This is a genomic window from Bradyrhizobium sp. Leo78 (assembly GCF_059512425.1).
On record NZ_JCAMOT010000019.1, the window covers coordinates 72,630 to 94,234 of the forward strand.

Annotated in this window: 23 protein-coding genes; 12 read left to right on the forward strand and 11 right to left on the reverse strand. The window is 62.7% G+C overall.

Annotated features, from left to right (window positions below; translation table 11 throughout):
• Position 1 precedes the first annotated feature (1 nt).
• Positions 2–655: a DUF2865 domain-containing protein gene (locus AC5ZG1_RS23295; RefSeq protein WP_496134182.1), complete on the reverse strand. Its 654-nt coding sequence runs from the start codon at positions 653–655 to the stop codon at positions 2–4.
• 7 nt (positions 656–662) lie between these two features.
• Positions 663–1,454, reverse strand: coding sequence for a L,D-transpeptidase (locus AC5ZG1_RS23300; protein ID WP_496134183.1), 792 nt, complete (start codon positions 1,452–1,454; stop codon positions 663–665).
• 198 nt (positions 1,455–1,652) lie between these two features.
• Here AC5ZG1_RS23300 and AC5ZG1_RS23305 point away from each other — a divergent pair, with 198 nt between their 5' ends.
• From AC5ZG1_RS23305 to AC5ZG1_RS23320, 4 genes are all read left to right on the forward strand, one after another.
• Positions 1,653–2,765 (forward strand): AI-2E family transporter, encoded by a 1,113-nt coding sequence (locus AC5ZG1_RS23305; protein ID WP_496134184.1) that lies wholly within the window; start codon positions 1,653–1,655, stop codon positions 2,763–2,765.
• Positions 2,766–2,841: 76 nt separating this feature from the next.
• Positions 2,842–3,210, forward strand: coding sequence for an ElaB/YgaM/YqjD family protein (locus AC5ZG1_RS23310; protein ID WP_028165067.1), 369 nt, complete (start codon positions 2,842–2,844; stop codon positions 3,208–3,210).
• 16 nt (positions 3,211–3,226) lie between these two features.
• Positions 3,227–3,664 (forward strand): phage holin family protein, encoded by a 438-nt coding sequence (locus AC5ZG1_RS23315; protein ID WP_496134185.1) that lies wholly within the window; start codon positions 3,227–3,229, stop codon positions 3,662–3,664.
• 805 nt (positions 3,665–4,469) lie between these two features.
• Positions 4,470–5,510 (forward strand): alpha/beta fold hydrolase, encoded by a 1,041-nt coding sequence (locus AC5ZG1_RS23320; protein ID WP_496134186.1) that lies wholly within the window; start codon positions 4,470–4,472, stop codon positions 5,508–5,510.
• A gap of 179 nt (positions 5,511–5,689) precedes the next feature.
• On the opposite strand, the gene AC5ZG1_RS23325 is transcribed toward AC5ZG1_RS23320, so the two are convergent.
• Entirely contained in the window at positions 5,690–5,926 is a 237-nt protein-coding gene (locus AC5ZG1_RS23325) for a hypothetical protein (RefSeq protein WP_456643570.1), read from the reverse strand.
• Positions 5,927–6,473: 547 nt separating this feature from the next.
• Between AC5ZG1_RS23325 and AC5ZG1_RS23330 the strand changes: the two genes are divergently transcribed.
• Both AC5ZG1_RS23330 and AC5ZG1_RS23335 read left to right on the forward strand, forming a co-directional pair.
• Positions 6,474–6,944 carry an aminoacyl-tRNA deacylase gene (locus AC5ZG1_RS23330; protein WP_028165041.1) on the forward strand — a complete coding sequence of 157 codons (471 nt, stop codon included), beginning with the start codon at positions 6,474–6,476 and terminating at the stop codon, positions 6,942–6,944.
• Between the two features lie 52 nt (positions 6,945–6,996).
• Positions 6,997–7,419 carry a CBS domain-containing protein gene (locus AC5ZG1_RS23335; protein WP_130230890.1) on the forward strand — a complete coding sequence of 141 codons (423 nt, stop codon included), beginning with the start codon at positions 6,997–6,999 and terminating at the stop codon, positions 7,417–7,419.
• Positions 7,420–8,434: 1,015 nt separating this feature from the next.
• Here AC5ZG1_RS23335 and AC5ZG1_RS23340 read toward each other — a convergent pair.
• The 3 genes from AC5ZG1_RS23340 to AC5ZG1_RS23350 all read right to left on the reverse strand — a co-directional run bounded on the left by AC5ZG1_RS23340 (position 8,435) and on the right by AC5ZG1_RS23350 (position 11,472).
• Positions 8,435–8,560, reverse strand: coding sequence for a hypothetical protein (locus AC5ZG1_RS23340; protein ID WP_496134187.1), 126 nt, complete (start codon positions 8,558–8,560; stop codon positions 8,435–8,437).
• A 308-nt stretch (positions 8,561–8,868) separates the two neighbouring features.
• On the reverse strand, positions 8,869–9,762 hold the full coding sequence (locus AC5ZG1_RS23345) for an NAD(P)/FAD-dependent oxidoreductase (protein ID WP_496134188.1): 894 nt from the start codon (positions 9,760–9,762) through the stop codon (positions 8,869–8,871).
• Positions 9,763–10,188: 426 nt separating this feature from the next.
• Complete coding sequence (locus tag AC5ZG1_RS23350) at positions 10,189–11,472, reverse strand: extracellular catalytic domain type 1 short-chain-length polyhydroxyalkanoate depolymerase (RefSeq protein ID WP_496134189.1); 1,284 nt, start codon at positions 11,470–11,472, stop codon at positions 10,189–10,191.
• 654 nt (positions 11,473–12,126) lie between these two features.
• On the opposite strand from AC5ZG1_RS23350, the gene AC5ZG1_RS23355 reads away from it, so the two are divergent.
• On the forward strand, positions 12,127–12,393 hold the full coding sequence (locus AC5ZG1_RS23355) for a hypothetical protein (protein WP_463327362.1): 267 nt from the start codon (positions 12,127–12,129) through the stop codon (positions 12,391–12,393).
• Between the two features lie 349 nt (positions 12,394–12,742).
• Here AC5ZG1_RS23355 and AC5ZG1_RS23360 read toward each other — a convergent pair whose 3' ends face one another.
• Together AC5ZG1_RS23360 and AC5ZG1_RS23365 are read right to left on the reverse strand one after the other, a co-directional pair.
• Entirely contained in the window at positions 12,743–13,579 is an 837-nt protein-coding gene (locus AC5ZG1_RS23360; RefSeq protein ID WP_496134190.1) for a universal stress protein, read from the reverse strand.
• A gap of 33 nt (positions 13,580–13,612) precedes the next feature.
• On the reverse strand, positions 13,613–13,813 hold the full coding sequence (locus AC5ZG1_RS23365) for a hypothetical protein (RefSeq protein WP_496134191.1): 201 nt from the start codon (positions 13,811–13,813) through the stop codon (positions 13,613–13,615).
• Between the two features lie 685 nt (positions 13,814–14,498).
• Here AC5ZG1_RS23365 and AC5ZG1_RS23370 point away from each other — a divergent pair.
• The 5 genes from AC5ZG1_RS23370 to AC5ZG1_RS23390 all read left to right on the forward strand — a co-directional run bounded on the left by AC5ZG1_RS23370 (position 14,499) and on the right by AC5ZG1_RS23390 (position 18,800).
• Positions 14,499–15,071 carry a flavin reductase family protein gene (locus AC5ZG1_RS23370; RefSeq protein ID WP_028168773.1) on the forward strand — a complete coding sequence of 191 codons (573 nt, stop codon included), beginning with the start codon at positions 14,499–14,501 and terminating at the stop codon, positions 15,069–15,071.
• Positions 15,072–15,093: 22 nt separating this feature from the next.
• Positions 15,094–16,059, forward strand: a complete 966-nt coding sequence (gene epsC, locus AC5ZG1_RS23375) for a serine O-acetyltransferase EpsC (RefSeq protein ID WP_028168774.1) — start codon at positions 15,094–15,096, stop codon at positions 16,057–16,059.
• 213 nt (positions 16,060–16,272) lie between these two features.
• On the forward strand, positions 16,273–17,271 hold the full coding sequence (locus tag AC5ZG1_RS23380) for an ABC transporter substrate-binding protein (protein WP_245287654.1): 999 nt from the start codon (positions 16,273–16,275) through the stop codon (positions 17,269–17,271).
• Between the two features lie 33 nt (positions 17,272–17,304).
• Positions 17,305–18,057, forward strand: a complete 753-nt coding sequence (locus tag AC5ZG1_RS23385) for an ABC transporter permease (protein WP_496134192.1) — start codon at positions 17,305–17,307, stop codon at positions 18,055–18,057.
• Positions 18,045–18,800, forward strand: a complete 756-nt coding sequence (locus AC5ZG1_RS23390; RefSeq protein ID WP_496134193.1) for an ABC transporter ATP-binding protein — start codon at positions 18,045–18,047, stop codon at positions 18,798–18,800. The genes AC5ZG1_RS23385 and AC5ZG1_RS23390 overlap by 13 nt, the downstream gene beginning before the upstream one ends.
• A gap of 11 nt (positions 18,801–18,811) precedes the next feature.
• Here the strand turns inward: AC5ZG1_RS23390 and AC5ZG1_RS23395 are convergent, their stop codons facing one another.
• The 3 genes from AC5ZG1_RS23395 to AC5ZG1_RS23405 are packed head-to-tail and all read right to left on the reverse strand — an operon-like array spanning position 18,812 to position 21,601.
• Entirely contained in the window at positions 18,812–19,687 is an 876-nt protein-coding gene (locus AC5ZG1_RS23395; RefSeq protein ID WP_496134194.1) for an ABC transporter permease, read from the reverse strand.
• Positions 19,680–20,546 (reverse strand): ABC transporter ATP-binding protein, encoded by an 867-nt coding sequence (locus AC5ZG1_RS23400; RefSeq protein WP_496134195.1) that lies wholly within the window; start codon positions 20,544–20,546, stop codon positions 19,680–19,682. The genes AC5ZG1_RS23395 and AC5ZG1_RS23400 overlap by 8 nt, the downstream gene beginning before the upstream one ends.
• Entirely contained in the window at positions 20,543–21,601 is a 1,059-nt protein-coding gene (locus tag AC5ZG1_RS23405) for an ABC transporter substrate-binding protein (RefSeq protein ID WP_456643581.1), read from the reverse strand. Before AC5ZG1_RS23405 ends, AC5ZG1_RS23400 begins: the two co-directional genes overlap by 4 nt.
• Positions 21,602–21,605 lie beyond the last annotated feature (4 nt).

The window sequence follows — 21,605 nt, forward strand, 5'->3', positions numbered from 1 at the left end:
CTTACTCCCGCGCCATGACCGGCACGCGCCCATATTTGGCGCGGATGCGGTCGGGCGCGGGCGAGAACTGCAGCGAGGCGCCGCGCTTATCGGGACGGCCCGCGACCATCAGGCCGTTCTCGCCGGCGACGATGTCACCCTTGCGCAAGGTGGGATCATCCTCGATCTTGATCTGCGCCAGCCCGCCGGGATCCTTGCCATTGCAGGTGCACCCCGCCACGAGCTCGTTTCGGTAACGGAACGCGTTCGGCAGTTCCGAATAGGCCTTTCCGTCCTCCGTCTCGGCGCTGTCGATGCTGCTGCCATAGACCAGCTTGGTCTCGCTCGCCGGGCAGAAACTATTGCAGCTCTGCGCGCGGCTGGCATTGTCGGAGTCCGGCAGCGGGAAGTAACGTCCGTCACAGGTACGCACGCAGAACGCCCGCCCCCCGACGCTATCGGCGTGGTCGTAGCTGCGGTCATACGAGCGCGGCCGCCAAACCCGCTGCTGCGCAACGGGCGGGCCGTCGTCGAAGGGCGGTCGGATCATCGGAGGCCGGCCGAAGCCGCCGAACAGGAGCGAGAAGAAATCCTGGGCCTGCGCCGCCGGCGCGGCGACGGCAAGCGAGAGCGCCGTCGCGCCGAATATCCATCGCCAATGCGGGATTGGGGCCATCCTCACCTCAATTCACCGACGACACGTTCAGTCGTATCGCCTGTTGGCCCGATGGCAGCGTGGTCGCCGCGGCTTGCGGACGCGGCGGCGCCGGGCGCACGCTGATCGTGGTCCTGGTATCCGAACCGCGGGCCAGCACCGGCGCGTTCTTGGGCAGCACCACGACCTTGGTGCCGACATTGACGCGGCCAAACAGATCGGTGACGTCCTCATTGGTCATCCGGATGCAGCCGGAAGAGACGAACTTGCCGATGGTCGAGGGATCGTTGGTGCCGTGGATGCGGTATTCGCTCGAGCCGAGATACATCGCGCGCGCGCCGAGCGGATTGCCGGGACCGCCGGCGATGAACCGCGGCAGATAGGGCTGGCGCTTGATCATCTCGGCCGGCGGATACCAGTCCGGCCATTCCGCTTTGCGGCTGATGCTCTGCACGCCCGACCAGGTGAAGCCTTCGCGGCCGACGCCGACGCCATAGCGGATCGCGCGGCCCTGCCCGAGCACGTAGTAGAGCGCGGTGTTGCCGGTATCGATGATGACCGTGCCTGCCGCCTCGCTGGTCGCGAACGGCACCACCGCGCGGCGCAGCCGCTCCGGCAGCACGCCGGCTTCCGCATCCCTTGCCTCGGGCGTCAACGCCGCATCGGACGGAAACGCGCTCTGCCGGATGGGGGCATAGCCCAGCGACTGGGCACCTGCCGAGGCTGAGAGCGCGATTGGCGTCCCCAGCAGGCTGGCGGCGAAGACAAGCGCGTTAGCCGCGCGCGACGATCGGCGGAATAGAGCGGATGACGGTGTCATGTGCTGCCCCATTGGATACGCATCACGCTGATGCTCTGCCCCAACCAAACGCGCGCCATCGCTTCGCGGTTCCGGCGCGGCCGTGGCAGAGGCGCACCAGTCAAGGACACGAGCGCTCACGATCGCGCGATGGAACCTGACGGCCGGCCCGGAGTTTGCGTCACAATTGATACGCGCCCCTCGCGGGAGAGAACCAGCGTGCATGTCCTTCCCAGTGAGCGTCTCCTGTCCAATGGCGCCGAAGGTACGCCCGCACCCAATGGCCACGCCGAGCTGCCGCCGGTCATCCGCCGCACCGAACTCGTCGCCCTGTCGCTGGTCGGGCTCCTGATCATCGCCATCGTCGCGGTACTCTATCTGGCCAAGGCGTTCTTCCTGCCGATCACGATGGCCTTCATCGTCGGCACCATGCTGTCGCCGGCGGCAAGCTTCCTCGAGCGCTACCGCGTGCCCCGCGCGATCGGCGCAGTGCTGATCGTCGCCGCCGTCAGCGCTGCCGCTACTTTCACTATCGGGCTCATCTCCGCTCCGGCGATCGAGTGGAGCGCGCGGCTGCCGGAGCTCGCAACGGCGCTGAAGGAGAAGATGCACATCTTCGACCGGCCGCTCGGGCTGTGGCAGGAATTGCAGAGCATGATCGGCGGCTCCGAGACGCTTGCTCCGTTGCAATTGCCGAAGTTCGAATGGGTGCAGCCGACGCTGGAATTCCTGTCGCCGACCTTTGCCGAATTCCTGCTGTTCATCGCCACCCTGATCCTGTTCATCGCAAGCTGGAAGGATCTGCGGCGGGCGCTCGTCATGGCCTTCGGCGACCGCGATTGGCGGCTCCGCACCCTGCGGATCCTCAACGAGATCGAGCAGCATCTCGGCAATTACCTGCTCATGGTGACCATGATCAATGTCGGCGTCGGGATCGCGACCGGGCTGATCTGTACCGTCACCGGCATGCCGAACCCGGCCGGACTTGGCGCGCTCGCCGCCACGCTGAACTTCATCCCGATCATCGGGCCGGTCGCGATGTTCGTTGTATTGGTGCTGGTCGGCCTCGTCAGCTTCCCGACCATCAGCGCCGGATTGATCGCGCCGGCCTGCTTTGCGGTGCTGACCTTTCTCGAGGGACATTTCATCACCCCGACCATCGTCGGCCGAAGACTCGCCTTGAATGCGCTCGCGATTTTCATCGCGCTGGCGTTCTGGACCTGGCTGTGGGGCCCGATGGGCGCTTTCCTGGCCTCGCCGCTCCTGATCGTCGCGCTGATCCTCAAGGAGCATCTGATGCCGGTCAATTCGCCGCATCTGCCGGAGGAATGAGCCTGAATTCGAGTCGGGAACTTAGTTCCCGGCGCGGCGTTTTGCCAAGAAGCAACATTGGTTCGGGAGCTGTTCGATGTCGGCGACAAGCGATTTCGGATTGAAGAACATGACAGACAAAGCAACCTATGAACGCCTGCAGAAGGATGTCGCCAACGTGAAGGACGACATCGCCGCGCTGACCGACCAAATCACCGAGGCGCTCAACTCGTTCGCCGGCAGCGCCAGAAAACAGGCACGCCGCGGCTACGACCAGGCACGCGACCGCGCCGAATCCGCTGTCGGCGATGTGTCGGAGCGCGGCAGCGCGATGATGGACGCCGCACAGGACGCGTACTCCTCGATCGAGGAGACGCTGGAGGACGCCATCACCCAGCGCCCGCTGGCGACCGTCGGCCTGGCGCTCGGCCTCGGCTTCCTGATCGGCATCGCCTGGCGAAGGTAGCGGCGGACGCGTCCCCATGCTGCAGCGACTGGTCAGTGATGTCAGGGAGCAGGCCGGCAACGCCATGCGGCTGACGTCGCTTGCGGTCGTGATCGCCGCAACTGCGCTCATTGCGCTCGGCTTCATCTGTGCAGCATTCTTCGTCTGGGTGCAGCAGACCTATGGGCCGATCTGGGCCTGCCTTGCCTGCGCCGCGCTCTTCGTGGTGGTCGCGCTGATCGCCGCCGCTCTCTACGTCGCACGCAAGCGGCAGATGCGGCTGCGCGCCGAGGAGATGGCCCGCGCGGCACGCCAATCCCTCCTCACCAACCCCGCGACGATCGCAACCGGCCTGCAACTCGTCCGCACCATCGGCGTGAAACGGCTGGTCCCGATTGTGGCAATCGGCGGGCTGGCGCTGGGGCTGATGGCCAGCCGCGGCGCGGCGAGCGATCCACCGCCAGCGGACAAGTGACAGGCGTGCCGTCGTCCCGGCGCACGCCGGGACAACGCGGGGTGAGGTCCGGATTCAAATGTCAAACAGCGGAGAGGATGTGAGTCTGCATTCTCGCGGCACGAACTGCCCGAGCTTTGCGTTCGTTTCGCCCTCTCATTGAACAGAGGGCGCAGGGAAAGCCGGGTGCTGGTTGCACCCATGGGTCCCGTGCAACAAAAAGCACGGGGGTAGGACCACAGGTTCAACCGAAGCATTCCGGCTTTCCCTGCGCGATGGTGTTACGGTTTCCTTCGCGCTCTCCCCGGTGACCGGGCTTTCTTGCCACCGTCATCTCTCGCACGAACTGTTCGTGCAAAAAACTTAGCGCCAGCGTCGGGGCGCCAGGACCACACGACTTCGCCGTCCGCTGATGTCACGCTCGTCAGTCGTGATATCAGCGTCCACCGCATCTCACTGCAACGTTCGTGACGATCGCGACCCGCCCCTCATCCGCCGTGAGACGCGCGGAGTTAAATCACTGATTTGCCCGACGGCGAAAGCGGAATATTTTTCACGCGAGGGGTGGACAGACTTTCGGCTGATTTGCCCGTCGAGTTAATTTGTCGCACCGAAATCAACCACATCGTCATTGCGAGCGAAGCGAAGCAATCCATAGCGCCGCTTGTGGAGACCATGGATTGCTTCGCTCCGCTCGCAATGACGGCGTGAGCAGTCGGCCGATCTCCCGATCGATCACAAACAAATCATCGCAAGCCTTCTGGATAGCGTCACAGTGCTGCGTTAGTCCGAGGCCGCCTGACATTCCAATCCGCAGGATTGCCCGATGATCCGTTTCGCCGCTCTGTTCAGTCTCGCATTGACCACCGCCGTGAGCCTCAGTTCACCGGCTTCCGCCGCCGACGAGGGACCGGCCTATGGGCCTGAGCTGCAGGGGTTCGAATACCCCTTCCCGGTTGAGCGCTATCGCTTCTCGTCGCAGGGCCAGGACCTGGAGATGGCCTATCTCGACGTCAAACCGTCGAACCCGAACGGCCGCACCGTCGTGATGCTGCATGGAAAGAATTTCTGTGCCGCCACCTGGGAAGGCTCGATCAGGGCGCTGACGGCGGCCGGCTATCGGGTGATCGCGCCCGACCAGATCGGGTTCTGCAAATCCAGCAAGCCCGAGCGCTATCAGTTCACATTCCAGCAGCTCGCGGGCAACACCCGCGCGCTCTTGGCGTCACTCGGCATCGAGCGTTCGGTGATCATGGGCCATTCGACAGGCGGCATGCTGGCGATGCGCTACGCGCTGATGTATCCGGCGGCCGTCGATCAGCTCGTGCTGGTCGATCCGATCGGGCTGGAGGACTGGGCGGCCAAGGGCGTGCCGTGGCTCAGCCTCGACGGCTGGCACGAGCGCGAGAAGCGCGTGACCGCCGACACCGTTCGCGCCTACGAGCGCGCGACTTATTATGCCAACACCTGGGACGCGTCATACGAACCCTGGGTGCAGATGCTGGCCGGCATGTATCGCGGTCCCGGACGCGAGGCGGTGGCATCGAGTTCGGCGCGGCTCTACGACATGATCGCGACCCAGCCGGTGTTCTACGAATTCGAGCGCATCACCGCGCCAGTGCTGCTCCTGATCGGCGACAAGGACACCACCGCAATCGGCAAAGACCTCGCACCGCCGGACATTCGCCCAACGCTCGGCAATTATCCCGTGCTCGGCAAGGAAGCGGCCAAGCGTTTCCCGCACGCACAACTGATCGAATTCCCCGATCTCGGCCACGCCCCGCAAATCCAGGCGCCCGCACGCTTCCACGACGCGGTGCTGGGATGGCTGCAGCATCCGGAGACGGGAGGGATGGTGACGAAATAGGGGCGGCCTAGCAGCGTAGTCGCAGGGTGGGTTAGCCGAACTCACACTCCACTGCTTCAACACGCAAAGCCGCAAGGCGCAACCCACCATCCTTGGTGCAGCGCCAGTGAACGGCGGATTATGCTTTCCACCTTCGCTCTTCGAGCTGCGGCGCAAAGCTAATCCGCCCCACGGCCCTGTCAGGTCATTATCTTGTTTGGAAGAACGAAGATCACGAAGCAGATAATCGCAAGCAGGATACCTACGCCCAGACTCTGAATACTGACCACGGACCAAAAGAGCATGGGGTTATCGCGCTTTGCGAGCACCACGCCAACGCCCATTCGGACTTCCATCTGTCGCAAACTGCTCAACAGCTTCCCTGCCATCCAGGCAAAGCCAATGACCACGATGATGAAAAGGGCATATGCGTACATTTGCGGCCGTTAACGCTTCCTATCAGGAAGTCGTAGGGTGGGTTAGCCGAACTCGCACTCCGCTGCTTCAACACGCGAAGCCGCAAGGCGTAACCCACCATCCTTGAAGTAGCGCCAGCGAACGGCGCTTTGCCTAGGTGCCTTCCGCTCGGGTCCGGTTATCCCGATCGTCATGGCTTGATGATAGCGGAAATGAAGGACGCTTGCCGCTTCTTTCGTGATCGGGATTGAGCGTTAAAAATGGGGACGACTACCGCGTTTTTCGCGACTTCTGCACCGGGCCAGAGCGATCGAGAATTGGGCCAAGAACGCTGCCTTATCGGTGATACGTACGCCGCGACGATCGCCTGTTGGTGGCAAAGACAGAGAGCATACCAACGCCAATCTGGAAGCGTTGCATCGCACCCCGGTCACTGACGAAGAATTGCGGCTGGCGGATGGAAGGAATATGTTGGCCTTATAATGACGCAGCCGCCCATCGTAAGGCGAGGCTCTGCAGGAAAACCTTACGGCGGATGGTTTGCCTACCCGCACCGGAGGTCACGTCATGTCCATCGCTCCCACACTGCAAAAATACCTCGCCGCTGAAAACATCCAATACGAGGAGATCCAGCACGAGCCGAGCATGTCGTCCACTCGCACGGCCGAAGCATGCCATATCTCGGGCGACCGTCTTGCCAAAGGCATCGTGCTGCGACGCGACGGCGAATATATCCTCGCCGTCGTGCCGGCATCGCACCACCTCCGCCTGTCGGAGCTGCGGGCGACACTCGGTGATCATGTCGATATGGCGAATGAAGCCGAAATCAATCGACTGTTCCGCGACTGCGCACTCGGCGCCGTTCCGGCCATCGGCAAGTGCTATGGGCTCGATATCATCGTCGACGATAGCATCGAGACACAGCCGGAAATCTATATGGAAGCCGGCGATCACGAGACCCTGCTTCATCTCACGCATGAGCAGTTTGCGCGCCTGACGGCGAACGCACCGCATGGGCGCTTTAGCGCGCACGACTGAGGATTGGTCGCGCGCATCAAGTGCACCTGAAATCCAGCAATGGAGGTCCGCCATGAAAGTCAAAGACGTGATGCACAAGGGCGTCGACTGGGTCAGCCCCGACACCCCCGTCACCGAACTCGCGAAATTGATGCGGGGGCATGACATCGGCTGCATTCCGATCGGAGAGGACGATCGGCTGATCGGGATGGTGACCGACCGCGATATCGTCTGCAAAGGGCTTGCGAGCAACGACTTCGATGCGCGTCGCGCGACGGCGCGCGATGTCATGACCGAAGGCATCCATTGCTGCCGCGAGGACGATGACCTCGCAAAGGCGATGCATCACATGGAGAAGCTGCAGGTCCGCAGGCTGCCGGTGATCAACAAGAGCAAGCGGATGGTCGGCATCCTCAGTCTCGGCGATGTCAGCCATTCCACGTCTGGCGACAATCTCCTGTCCGAATGCGTCAGGAGCGTCTCGGCTCATCACTGAGGCGTGGCCAGCGTGACAACCGCCAAGCCGCCGCCAAAGGCTGGAGGTGCGGCAGCGTCTTGCTTTGACCGGGAAGTGGTGCCCAGGGAGGGAATCATACGCAACCACGGACACGACGAACCGCTGTTTGTCCTTAGTATGGTGGCGTGAGTGCGGTGCAGCCTCGCTGCATCGCGAAATTTACAATCGGGGCAGTTATTGGCGGGAACCCTAGCTCGGGGTCCGCGCGAACTCCGGTCCACAATCGCGGATTGGGCGGACAAGTTGTGGACCTGTAGCCCAGGGATTTAGCTCCGATTTCTATCGCCCCCCGCAGTGGCGAAGTGGCACCATATCGTTGCTTTGACACGTGCAGCGTAGTTGCGGGCCGCCCTGCTCAATGACCGTATGGTACGCCAAGCCTCCGTGGCTTCTAACCAAGCTTTCGCTTGCTGGAACCTGACATAGACCCAAGCAAATGCGGGGATCTTCATTAATTTGTCTCGGGTGAGACTGAATAGACGCTCTACCAGCACGAGCTTTAACAGCTCGCCCGTGATCAATGTTAAAGCGCTGCTCAGAAACTGCCCCGTCGCGGCTAGATATGCGGCGAGAGGCTTAACAGGTTCCAGAAGAATCACAGGAACTGAAAAGAGTGCAAGCGATGGGTAAGGCGGTAACGATCTGATCCAAGCCCGTAGTCGTCTCAACGGAACGTGGTCAGCGATCCAGTCTGAGATCGGCTTGGCAAGCGCCAAAAACGCCGCATCCACCAGGAAATACACGGCGGCGAAGACGTAAGTAACCGGCCTAAGGATTCTGTTCACAGTCGACCTCTGCGAATCAGACGATCTTTGCAAAGCAAAGTCGGGAACCCTAAAATAGTTTCTTACCAGCAACCGGTTATCCTACCCAGGCCAGGAGCTTTTCACGTGTCCTTTCCAATGGAGGTCGGCTGGGTTGCTATTATTGCTGCGGGGGCAATGCGCGCAGGGGGCTCCCGCAGTTCTCGTTATGGAAGAAGTCGGCCGGTAAATCAGCGGAACGCGCAGCCGGCGAACCTGACCGCCTTGGTCTCGGGATAGCGCTCCGCCCAATTGCCGGTATCGACGTTGCCTCGGATCGCAGTTACAGGCGCAATCCGACAAAGGCCGGCGATCATCTCTGGGCGCCCGACACTGGCGCTGATCCGCGGACGGTTCATCCAAAGAAGCCAGCGGTTGCTCCGGCCGCAAAGACCTGACCAGCGCCCTCTTCTGCTCGCTCGCGTTCGGATCTTCGTCCTATTGTTTGTTCGACGGGCAGTTCCTTTACCTGCGCGATCGGTCGCCGAAACTGGACCGAGGAAAATCACTGGCCGCTCTCAGGACTCCCCTTGCCGCTCAGGCTCGGCCTAGCCGTGCTCGGCGGGTCAATGGATGACGGCCGAGACAGTCATCACGATCCGGCAGCGTTTCTAGGCGGTGGCGACTACACGTAGTTCGGTGGCAGTGTATTGTGGATGTGGCATGCCGCTACCGCAGCATGACCCAGTGCGACCGATATCTGGTGCAGGTCACTGACGACGTCACCAATTCCGTACAGTCCCTGGACCGTGCTCTGCTGTTTTTGGTCCACGATCAGAAACCCTTCCGCCGTATGATCCGCGCCCACCGCAAGTGACAGGGCGGATCGGACCTCGCTGCCCATCGCAGGATAGATAACATCGAACCCGACTGAGGTGCCATCGATCAGCCGAGCCGCTAATCGACCATCGACTTTTTTAAGCTGAGCGAGTGGCGCAGTGGTGGCAATTGTTGCCTCCTTCAGCTTCATCTCCAGCCCGTCCTCACGCGCGTCATCGGTCGGAACGAGGACTACATCAGCGGTGAAAGTACGAAGGAAAAGCGCCTTGCTCGCTGCATGCGCAAGCGGGCCGATCACCCCTATCCTTTTCCCGCGCGCCTCGAACGCGTCGCATATCGGACAATAGCGCAGCAGACCTTCCTCTACCGCGCTGGCCCAATCCTTCATCGGAGGTTGCCGATCGACGATACCGGTCGCAAGAACGACTTTCGACACCAGGATATTCGTGCGACCGACCGTGGCAGTAAAGCCGCTGCCGGCTCGCGCAAGTGCCTCGACCTTGCCGTCGATCAGCCGAACACCGAGCGCGGCCACCTGCTCTCTCATGCGCGCAAGCAATTCGGCACCGGAAATTCCGCGTGCGAATCCCGGAAAATTGTGGCTTTTCGGAATCAGTGCCGCCCGAGACTCACCGGAATCGACAACCAGAACCTTTCGCTCGAATCGCGCAAGGTAGATCGCGGACACGAGACCCGCTGGCCCGGCACCGATAACCAAGACCTCAACATCTTCAGGCATCTGCGATTAACCCGTTCGCACCGATGAGGTTCTTACACGCTGGAGAATTGGTTTTCAGGAACGGCCTCAAGCCTGGGCCGTTTACCAACTGCCTGAAGCAGACAGTTGAAGAGGCCTTACCGGCGAACCCCGGCCCGTTCGAGGAGGAGCGTGCCGAGGGCTCGCATGACATCGCCGAGGGATGGCTCAAGAAACAATAGCGCCACAAACAGCCGCCAGTTGTCGCCAACTGACGCTTTCGGTCGCCGAATACACAAACATTTGCGGCGCCTGGATCCAGAGCTGCAGTTCACGAGCGCGACCACAATATCCGGTCTGCCCTGGACAGCCGATATGATGACGGATTCAAACGTTATTCGGCTCAGGGCCAATTGGCGACCACGCCCGACCCGTCAATCCACGACAAGAGCGAGCGCCGACGTCGGATTAACGCGGCACCAGTCCGGCGGCCTTCAGGGCCGCCGTGATGATCGGGCCAGGTGCAACGCGCGGCGGCGTGCCGGGCAGCGCGATGGGAAACTCCGGAACCGGGAGACCTGCGGCTTTAAAGGCCGCCGCGATGATGGTGTTGGGGTCGAGCGGCGGACGCATCTGCTGGGCTCGATCATTAGCAGTTGAGGCGCCGCCTGAACCGTGCGTGCCCTCGGCACTTGCTGCAGCAATGAGCAGGGCGTGGTCATCAGTTGGCATCTGAATGGTGGCTGACGTCGGCGCGGCACGGGGCATTTCAACCGGAGATTCATGCAAACCCCAGAAGCGAGAGATGTGATGCGTAGAGGAAATTCCCACATCCAGGAAAAATGCACCGGCAAAGCTGCAACTCTCTTCCATCTTCGTCGCGATCGGCACACCGTGGCCCATGCCGCGGATGGAAAACGCCTCGATCAGTGGCTCACCATTTGCGTCGCTCCATACGCGCCGATTGTGGCTCTCGAAGAATTCTTGATGCGAGGGGCTGTCCGAAAGCCCATGCACGCTGGTCCATTGCCGAATAATGTCTTCACCGTTGGACGGCTTCACGATCGGATCGCGGGAGCCATGCCATACCGAGATCTTCGGCCACGGCCCGGAATGTCTGGATGCTGCCCGCACGCGATCGCCAAGCGCCTGCGTGGCATGTCCGTGCTCGGTAAACATGGCCTCAAATGCTTGTTGAACGTTGCTGGCGCATCCATAGGGCAACCCGGCGATGATGGCGCCGCCGGCAACAACCTCTGGATAGGTCGCGAGCATAACGGAAGCCATAGCGCCACCGGCGGAGAGGCCGGTCACGAATACTTTGCCCCGATCGCCCGCAAATCTCGTCAGGGCATGCTCGATCATTTCCCTGATCGAAAGCGCCTCGCCATGGCCGCGCGCGATGTCGCCCGGCAAGAACCACGAGAAACAATTCTTCGGATTGTTGGTGGGCTGCTGCTGCGGATAGACGACCGCGAAGCCGAGCCTATCGGCGAGCGATGACCAGCCGGTACCGTGGTCATACTCGGCGGAGGTTTGGGTGCAGCCATGTAGCGCGATGACCACGGGCCTATTGGGCGGAAGGTCCTCAGGCGCGTAGGCAAACATACGGAGATTGCCGGGATTTGCTCCAAACCCGGTCAGTTCTCGCAGCCGTGTCGGGCGGCGGGCGGGCGCCCCGCGAATGGACGCCGCGTTCTTTCGCGCCGCCGCAAGAAGACCTTCGAATTTACTGCGAAACTCCTCGCGCATCGGTGCACACCTATACCAATCACAGGAGATTTATTGTGTGCACCGCAACATTGCAGGCGTCGGAAGCAGAGTCAAGACCGCGGCCGCCAGCTCGCCATCCCGAGCAGACTACGAAAGCCTCAGATCGCCGCTTGCGACACGCGGTCGAAGAAATACAGCCGCTCGGGATTCAGCGCGAGGCGAAGCCGGTCGTGGACTTTCGCTTTGACGATCGGCTCCGAGGCAGAACCACGAACAATCCTCTCCGCTGTTGGTGCGACTAGCCGCTTTGATAGCTTTGACGAAGCCTTCCGGTGTTGGTCGTGCGGTCCACGCCGGCGTAAGCAGGCCAGCCCTGCACGCCCATATTGATCTTGGCACTGATCTTGGCCCAACGGGTCGCGCCAGCAACGGGATGCTTCGCTATGCGCCTATCACCACCACCCGCTGTTCCAGCCCACCCCTACGCTCGGGCCAAATCCCACGCTCACGCCCCATCCTGGGCGCGCGCCCCATCCCCACCCCGGGCTCGCGCCCCAGCCCCATCCCGGGCCCGCGCCCCAGCCCCATCCTGGGCTCGCGCCCCACGCCGGGCCCGCAGACCACGCCGGTCGTGGGCTCCAGGCATAGGCGCCGCGCCATCCCGGACCCCACGCCCGGCGCGGAGCCCAAGCGTTGGCGCTGCGCCATCCCGGACGCGACACGCGGCGCGGATTCCAAGCGTGGGCGGCACGCCATCGCGGACCCGAGTGCCGGGCGCTGTGGCGCGGGCCGCTGGTCCAGCGCGCCTGCTGGATCCTTGAAGTTTGCAAGACGATCTCGTTCGCCTTTGTGATCCGATTTGGCATTGCGGAAGCCGCCGTCGAGGTGAGAGCAACACCACCAAGCGCGGCGAAGGCAACAGCAGCAATTTTCAGTCTCATGGATGATCTCCTTCCTTGAGACTACCGAAACGTGTTGCTCGTTCGGTTGTTGCTAAAAGCGCGAGCAGAAGTTTCGATTTGAGCTGCGAAGTTCCCTCCGGCAGCCGCCTAGCGCCTCGAAACGGTGTCCCAGCTCTCGCCGAATGTCGGTTGAGGGTCCAGATGCTGACGTTAAGTGCCGCCGGATCCTTGCCTTCGATCTGCATCTGAAAAGCGGGCGGTGGCGGCTCCAGCGGCCGGGTTCAAGAGCTGTCGATCGGCCCGCTGCAGCGCAACAAGGCGATGAAGCTTCAGACGCAACCTTTCGAGATGAAAGACGTGGATTTCGCAGACTTGGATTTTCGCAGAGTGGATCGATGCGTTTCCTTCTAGTGCGATAAGAGTACGGGAATTTCGATCCTCGCGTTGAAGATATCTCGCGTTGCGCTGCCGAGCATCAGCTCGCGCTCGAATCCATGTGCGAACGCGCCCATCACCAGCAGATCCGCGCCTGCTTGCTGCGCATAGGCCAGAAGGGTCGCGCCGACGTTCAGAGTCTCACGACGGATCGTGCTGAATTTGGCATCAACCTGCCACCGCGCCAGATAGCGGCAGAGTGCGTGTCCGGAATGAGGTGTCGGAAACAGCTTGTCGTCCATGACCGATACGACGAGCACCTCACGCGCCTGAGCGAGAAGGGGCAAGGCGTCGTGCACTGCACGAACTGCCGAGCGTGTTCCGTCCCATGCAACGACAATCCGGTCTTTTGCGAGCACAGGGGTGTTTGGTGGCACGAAGACAATTGGACGACCGCTCGCAAACAGGGCGGCCTCGACCAGTTCTTTGCGCGGCGCATCAAGTGATCCGCGCACATCGATCACCAGGACGTCGTGCACCTGGGTGCAATGGATCATTCGTTCGCGAAGCGAGACGGACTGGTTTTCGGCCTGCAGAATGTCACATGATACGTTTGCAGCCGTCGCAGCGGACTGAACGAGCTCCGCCGTTCGTGCCACCCGTTCACTTGACGTTGCTGGCCTGGCGGCAGGACTCCCGACCTGCCGAATGTCCGGTTCAGGCGGCAAGTCGCGGAGATCGGTCTCCACATCAGCAATCAATGCAGATAGATGCGCGCCATACATGCGAGCCAGGGCGATCGCATAATGCGCTCCGCGCGAGAGGTCATCTCTGCGCGACGGAGACAGGAAAACGAGTATGTCCTTCATGTTCCACCACCATACAGCTCAAGAGATCCGCATTCATTGGCGCACGTGATCAATTGTCCTCAGGCTGCCGGCTCCCAATTGTCCACCTGCAATGCGACGGGATCGTGTTGAGTGTCCCGTCCCGCCGGCCGGTTCCGCAAGCTCTTCTCGTGAAGCGGGATGACGATCGCCGGTGGCAACGTTGACGCAAATGTCGCAGGCCGTGCAGCGCTCGGCGTCGATGACCTCGATCATTCGGCGGCCTCCGCATAGGTACGATCGGCACGCGGACGCACCGAGCTCCAGACCTCGTCGAGACCGCCGGCCGTGATGTAATGGCGCTCACGCTCGTCCCGATCCGGAAAATCGTCGCGCGGTGCATGCCGCGGCTTTCCGCGCTGCGATACATCCAGCGCGCCGCCGTCGCCAGCATCGCTGCGCTTTCCCGCGCACGGAGCACGTCTTCCTGTGCCGCGGCACCCGCTTGCGATACATTGATCCAGAGCGCATCGAGCCGCTCCAGCGAGGCACTGAGACGCTCGGCCTCACGGAAATAGTTCAGCTCATAGGGAAGGACCTCGTCTTGAACCGCTCTTGCGAGCTCCGCGGGCTTGTACGCGCTTCCGTTGCGTGTCCGAAGCGCCACTGTTCCCACCGATGACAGTTCACGTCGCGGCGCGGGCAAGGCTGCTTTCAAGGCGCGAGGAGAGATCAAGCGGAGGCGCTGAAAGATATTCTTTGCGGTCTTGCACGCGCAAAGAAATCAGAAAACTCCCGGACAGCGGACAATTGGAAAACCGCTCTATTTCTGTCCGGCCAAATTCGTGGGACATTTTTCCACGCGTGGAAGGCTTGCACTCATCAGAGGCACGCCGCTGCCCGCGAAAGGCTGCTTCCAGCGGGAGCATAATTCCGCGAGGTTCGACGAGAGGAGCAACCGATGGCCAAAGCGGATATCCATCTCGTCGATGAAACCGACGAGATCGAGCGCCAGTTTCGCTCCGTCATGCGCCGCCTCGCCGGCGGAGTCAGCATCATCACCGCCGGACGCGACGACGACATCACCGGAATGACGGTCACCTCGCTGACCTCGCTCAGCGCCGCCCCGCCGCGATTGCTGGTGAGCATCAACAGGCAGGCATCTTCCTTCGCCTTGATCGAGCGCCACCGGTTGTTTGGCGTCAACATCCTGGGTTCGGACCAGCAGGTGCTGGCCGCCCGCTTCAGCAATCGCCGGCTGAAGGGCAGCCAGCGCTTCGACGGCACGACATGGTTCACCGGCTCCTCCGGCGTGCCGCTGCTGGGCAAAGCGCTGGCGACCGTCGAGTGCCAGGCCGAGGAGATCATCGAGCGTTATTCGCACGGGATTATCGTCGGCCGCCTGCTCAGCATGGAGCTGTCGCATCGGCTGTCCGGCCTGATCTACTGGAACCGTCAATACATCCAGATCGACCACGACACGGACCTGGACCGTCTTGCGGAGGTAAGTATCCCCTTGGCGCACGTCCGCTGAGGGCAACGGGGGTCGAGACAGCATGAAGCGCGAAACTCCACCGCAATCGCAATTCGCTGCAGCGGGCGACAGTGCGCCGTCGACCGCGCGCTGGCAACTCGACCGGATCGTCGCCGAATTGCGCGTCTCGCGCGAGGAGACCCACAGCATCCGCCGCGACGGCGAAGCGCGACGAGCGCCGTCTCGCGAGGCGCTGGAGGCCGTTCTCGACGGACTGACGGAGGCGCTGTTTCCAAGGCACTATGGGCGGTTCGATCTCGACGGCGAGAACATCGACTATTTCGTCGGCAACACGCTGAGCGTTGCCCTGGATTCGCTGTGCGAGCAGATCCATCGCGGCGCGCTGTTCGTCGGTGACGAGTTGTTGCCGGGTTTTCGCCGAGAGGATGCGATCGAGCTGACGCGCAGCCTGGCTTCCCAACTGCCTTCGGTGCGCGGCGTGTTGATCAACGACCTGCGAGCGGCGTTCGTCGGCGACCCGGCCGCGCGCAACTTTCCGGAAATCCTGATCGGCTATCCCGGCATGACCGCGATCATCCACCACCGCCTCGCCCATATCCTGCATCGCCAGGGCGCGCGGCTCGTCGCGCGGCTGATAGCCGAGATCGCCCACGCCCGGACCGGCATCGATATCCATCCGGGCGCCAGCATCGGCTCGGGCTTCTTCATCGATCACGGCACCGGGGTCGTGATCGGAGAGACCGCCGTGATCGGCGACAATGTGCGCATCTACCAGGCCGTCACGCTCGGCGCGCGGCATTTCCCGACTGACGACGAAGGCAACCTGATCAAGGGCGATGCGCGCCATCCGATCGTGGAGGATGACGTCGTCATTTACGCGGGCGCGACCATCCTCGGCCGAATCACCATCGGCCGCGGCTCCACCATCGGCGGCAATGTCTGGCTGACGCGCGACGTGCCTGCAAACAGCGTGGTGACGCAGGCCACGGCCCGGAACAAAGTCGGTACAGGTGTCGACCCGAGCTAGCTAGGCTGCCGAAGCCGTTAGATATGTGAGGGGTACTGTCGTCCGTACTTCGACAGAGCTGCAGAATTACTTTCTACTTTGATGGATAAATTTAGAAGATTCTAGCTGATAAAGCCCGAATAACGCAATGGACCAAACGTCCTCGAAAAGAGACGTTGCGGCCACATTTCCCCTTGATCTCTCGGAAGGATGACGATGCGCCTCGTGACAAGCATGTTTGCTGCCCTTGTGGCGGTCGGGATCGCGTTGGGCCAGCCGGTTTCGGCGCGGGCGCAGCAGCCGTTGCGCCTCGGCTTCATCCCGGTGATGGGCGCGGCACAGGTCTTCGTCGCGGACGGCGAAGGCTGGATCAAGCAGGCGGGACTGACGCTGACCACGAGCACGTTCGAGTCGGGCCCGAACATGATCCAGGCACTGCAGTCCGGCACCCTCGACGTCTACGTCGCTGGACTTGCGCCGCTCCTGGTCGCCCGTGCGAAAGGCATCGACGTGCGCATCGTCGCCGCGACGGTGGTCGAGGAAATGGGATTTGCGACCAGCGCCGCGTTCTCTCCGCAGATCGAAGGCAAGGATCCGGCGGCTGCGTTCAAGGCGTTTCGTGAAAAGAACGGCCGCCCGGTCAAGCTCGCGACCCAGCCGATCGGCTCGGGCCCGAACACCGCCTTGCAGCACTGGCTGTGGGAAGTCGTGAAGGCCGACAAGGCAGATGTCCAGATCGTCGAGATGGGCATCGACGCGACCCAGCGCGCGATCGCGACCGGGGCGGTCGAGGGTGGCTCGGTACGAGAGCCCGCGCTTTCCATCATCCGCAAGCAGAATCCGGCGATCAAGCTGATCGCGACCGGCAAGGACATGTTTCCGAATTTCCCGGGCGTCGTGGTCGCGGTCATGGGCTCCTTTGCGGACAAGAATCCCAAGGCAGTCGACGGCCTCGTGCGTTCGATCATCCGCGCCACCGCACTGCTGAAAGAGCATCCGGAGCAGGCCGTGAAGCATGTCGGCGCCGCTTTCGGCAAGGGCCTTGTGCCCGATGACATCCTGTTGGAGTCGCTGAAGTCGCCGCAGACCCAGTTCACCTCCGATCCGCGACGCATCGAGGAATCGACTCGGCAGCTGCAGGAGTATCAGGTGAAGATCGGCGCGCTGCAGAAGGCGGAACCCCTCGAAGGCTTGTTCGCCTTCGATGTCTATAACCGCGCCACGGCCAACTAGCGACGCCTGCAATTCACGGAACGGACGCGGCCGGTGACACGCACACGATCGTTGACGCTGGGCGCGTTGGGCTTTGTCGCCTTCCTCGCATTGTGGGAGGCAATGCCCGCCTTCCAAATCGTGCCGGCATCGGTGCTGCCGCCGCCGAGCGCGTTGCCGCGGGCTTTCTGGCGCGAGCTCTCGAGCGGCATCTGGTCCGCGGCGTTGACGACGAGCCTGCGCAATTATCTCGCGGGGCTTGCGATCGGCAGCCTGCTCGGTATCGCGCTCGGCGTTGCGACCGGCATGTCGGCAACGCTGGAATCGTTCCTCGCCTGGATCGTGCGCATCTTGCGGCCGATCCCGGGACTCGCATGGGTGCCGTTCGCGATCCTGTGGTTTGGCATCGATCCGGCCGCCGCCATCTTCATCATCTCAACCGGCGTGTTCTGGATCTGCTATTTCGCGGCCCTTGGCTCGGTCCACTCGGTGGAGCGCGACCTGATCGAGCTGGCCGATGCGTTCGGATTCCGTCGCGCGGATCAGAAGCTGGTCAAGGTGATCTTGCCTGCCGCCGCGCCCGGGATCCTGGTCGGCCTGCGGACCGCGCTCGGGCAGGCCTGGATGGCCGTCGTCGCCTCCGAGATCTTCGGCGTGCCCGGTCTCGGCCAACGCATGATGCAGGCCTCCAACCTGCTCGCGAGCGACGTCGTGGTGATCTACATGGCGACGATGGCCGCGCTGTACGGGCTGATCGACACCTCTTTCGTCGCGCTGCAATCACGGGTGCTGCGATGGAAGCGATAATTTCGCTGCGCAGCGTCGGCCTGTCGTTCGTACGCGATGGCGAGCGGACGGAAGTGCTGCGCGACCTCGACCTCGACGTCGCGCCCGGCCGTTTTGTCGCCGTGCTCGGTCCCTCCGGCGTGGGCAAGTCGACGCTCTTGCGCGTGATCGCCGGGCTGCTCCAGCCGAATGCCGGAGAGGTCCGCGTCAATGCGCGCGCGGAAGAATACAGGCTCCCGGTCGCGCTGGTGTTCCAGGACGCGCGCATGCTGCCTTGGCGTACCGTGCTATCCAATGTCGGTTTCGGCCTCGAGCACGGCAAAGTCGGCACGCACGAGCGCCACAAGATGGCGCGCGCCGCGCTCGCGCTGGTCGGCTTGTCCGGTTTCGAGAAGCGCTATCCGCACGAGATGTCCGGCGGACAGCGTCAGCGGGTGGCGCTGGCGCGCGCGCTCGCCGTCGATCCCGACATCCTGCTGATGGACGAGCCCTTCGCCGCCGTCGATGCCCTCACCCGGGAAGCGCTGCAGGACGAATTGGCGCGCATCCATGCCGCCACCCACAAGACCGTCATCTTCGTGACCCATTCGATCACGGAAGCAGTCTATCTTGCCGATGAGGTGATCGCGATCACGGGCAAGCCGGGGCGCCTCGCCGCCTCCATTCCCATCGACGTTGCCCGGCCTCGTCGCCGCGACGATCCGGCGAACCGGGAGTTGATTGCGCGGCTGCGCGCGATCCTTGGGGACGAGGATCCGGCCTGAGCCACCGCACGTCAGGCCGTCACCGTCGTCTTCCACCGCATGAAGCGCCGCTCGAGCGCTTCGAGGATCGCATTGAACGTCAGGCCGATCACGGTGATGCCCAAAATCCCGAAATACATCTGCGGGATCAGGAAGCTGTATTGGCTGTAGATGATGAGATAGCCGAGGCCGGCCTTCGCACCGACCATTTCGGAAGCGACCAACACCAGCATCGCGGCCGCGCTCGCCAGGCGGATACCGACGAAGATCGTCGGAAGCGCTGCCGGCAGAATCACCTTGCGGAACAACTGCTGCGGTGTCGCGCCCATGGTGCGCGCAGACTTGATCAGGAGCGGATCGACCTGTTTCACCGCCGCAATGGTGTTGAGGAGCAGCGGCCAGGCGCAGCTATAGATCACCATCGTGACCTTCGAGACCTCACCGATCCCGAGCAGCAGGATGAACACCGGTAATAGCGCGAGCGGCGCCGTATTGCGGCAGATCTCGATGGTTTGATTGAGCAGATCGCCAAGCCGGGCATACCAGCCGACGGCGAGGCCCAGCGGAACAATCAGCACGACCGAGATCAGGAAACCGCTCAATGCACGCAACAGGCTGGCGGCCACGTCATCGTAAAGCTCCCCGCTCTGCGCAAGCTGCCAGCCGGCCGCGATGACTTCCGAAAACGGCGGCAGGAATGCGCGATCGATCAGCCCGAACCGGGGCGCCGCCTCCCATGCCGCAAGCAGAACCAGCAGCAGCAGCGACCTGCGGCCGAACGCGACCAGCCAACGCAGGAAACGATGCAGCGCACGCGCCACCGCCGACGGTTCCTCTTCTATCTTGCCAAGCGACGCCGGCCGTCCGTGCGCGAGTTCGAGCAGCGTCAGCATCTCAAGGCTAGACATGCGCAACATCCTCCACAGAACGATCAGCGCGCGACGCGACATGAGCACCGGCAAGCTGTCCTTGCTGGGCCTTCAACACTTCCTCGCGCAGCAAGCTCCAGACCTCGTGCCGGACCCGCCCGAATTCGGGCAGCGACCGCACGTCATCCACCTCGCTTCGCAACAGTTCGGGAATGTCGACGACATGCTTGATGCGGCCGGGCCGCGACGTCATCACCGCGACACGCTGGCCGAGCACGACCGCCTCGTCGATCCCGTGCGTGATGAAGACGATGGTCTTGCCGGTGGTCCGCCAGATGCGCAGGAGCTCGCCCTGCAGCGTCTCGCGCGTCTGCGCGTCGAGCGCCGCGAACGGCTCATCCATCAGCAACACTTCCGGATCGTAGGCAAGGCTGCGCGCGATCGCCACGCGCTGCTTCATGCCGCCGGACAGCTCGTGCGGGTACCGGTCAGCAAAACCCGCGAGCCCGACCAGATCGAGATAGTGCAGCGCGATCGAACGGCGCTCCTTCGCTTTCAACCCCGCAATGTCGAGCCCGAACTCGACATTCTGCGCCGCCGTCCGCCAGGGAAACAGCGCGTATTGCTGGAAGACGATGCCGCGGTCGCGCGCCGGGCCCGAGATCGGTCGTCCATCGAGCAGAATCTGGCCGCTGGTCGGTGCGGTCAGCCCACCCAGGAGATCGAGCAAGGTCGACTTCCCGCAGCCGCTCGGGCCGACCAGGGCCAGGAATTCGCCCGGCCGGACGTCGAGCGTGACATCCTCCAGCGCGATGAACCGCCGCGCCGGTCCACCGCTTTCGCCGCGGACGAGGAACTCCTTGCGAACCTGTTCGAAGCGGATCTTTGCGGTGCTCATCTGGCTTCCGCTGCCTTGCCCGAACGATAATAGTTGAACTGGTTGATGTAGGTGTCGGAGGCCTTGATCTGGTCGGGCTTCAGCAGACCATCCTTCACCAGCCAATCGATCCACACCTGCAATTGCTGGTCGGTGATCAGCCCGCCCTTTGATGCGACGCCGGTGCTCTTCCAGTATTTGATCGACGAGGCGTCTTCGTTTCGCTTGCGCTCCGCAACGATCTTGTTGAAGCGAGCCCGCACTTCCTCCGGCGGGGTTTCGCGTGCCCATTCGATGGCGCGAGAGATGCCCTCGACCAGTTTGCGCGCTGTATTCGGATTCTCCTTGATGAACTTGTCGCGCAGCACATAAGCGCCACCGGTGAAGTTGCCGAACAGGTCGGTGTCGGCGAACAGTTTTCGCAGGCCGCCGCGTTCCAGCGCCTTGTCGCGCAGCACGCCGTTGAGCGCGGCCACCTCGACCTGGTCCTGCCGCAGCGCCTGCTCGCCGGTGACCGGTGGGACCGCCACCAGCGTCACCTGCTTCGCCTCGCTCGCGCTCAGCCCGTTCCGCGCCAGATATTCGCGGAGCACGAATTCAAGGTGGGCGCCGAGCGTATTGACTGCGACCTTCTTTCCGATCAGGTCGCGCGCCCCCTTGATCGGACTGTCCTCCTTCACATAGTAGCCGTAATACGTATCGGCGTCGGAGCCGTAATAGCCCACCACCGCCTTGATCGGCGCTCTCGCCGCAGTCAGCTTGATGATCGCCCCATAGAAGGCGCCGCCGATGTCGATGTCACCGGTGACGACGGTCTGAATGTCCTGCGGCCCGCTGATGGTGTTGCCGACCCATTTGAGCTTGAGCGGCGCGAGGTAACCGAGATCCTCGGCCAGTTCGGGGAACGTCACCTGGCCAGCCCAGCCCTGATAGCGGATCTCGGTCTTTTCCAATGGCTCGGCCAACGCCTGGCCGAGGAAGCCAAGCATCAGCGCGAATGCCCACAGAATATACCGGATTTTCGTTGCAGCACTGCTCCCGGACCAGAAGCCAGCCGATCGATGCGTCATGCTCATCTGC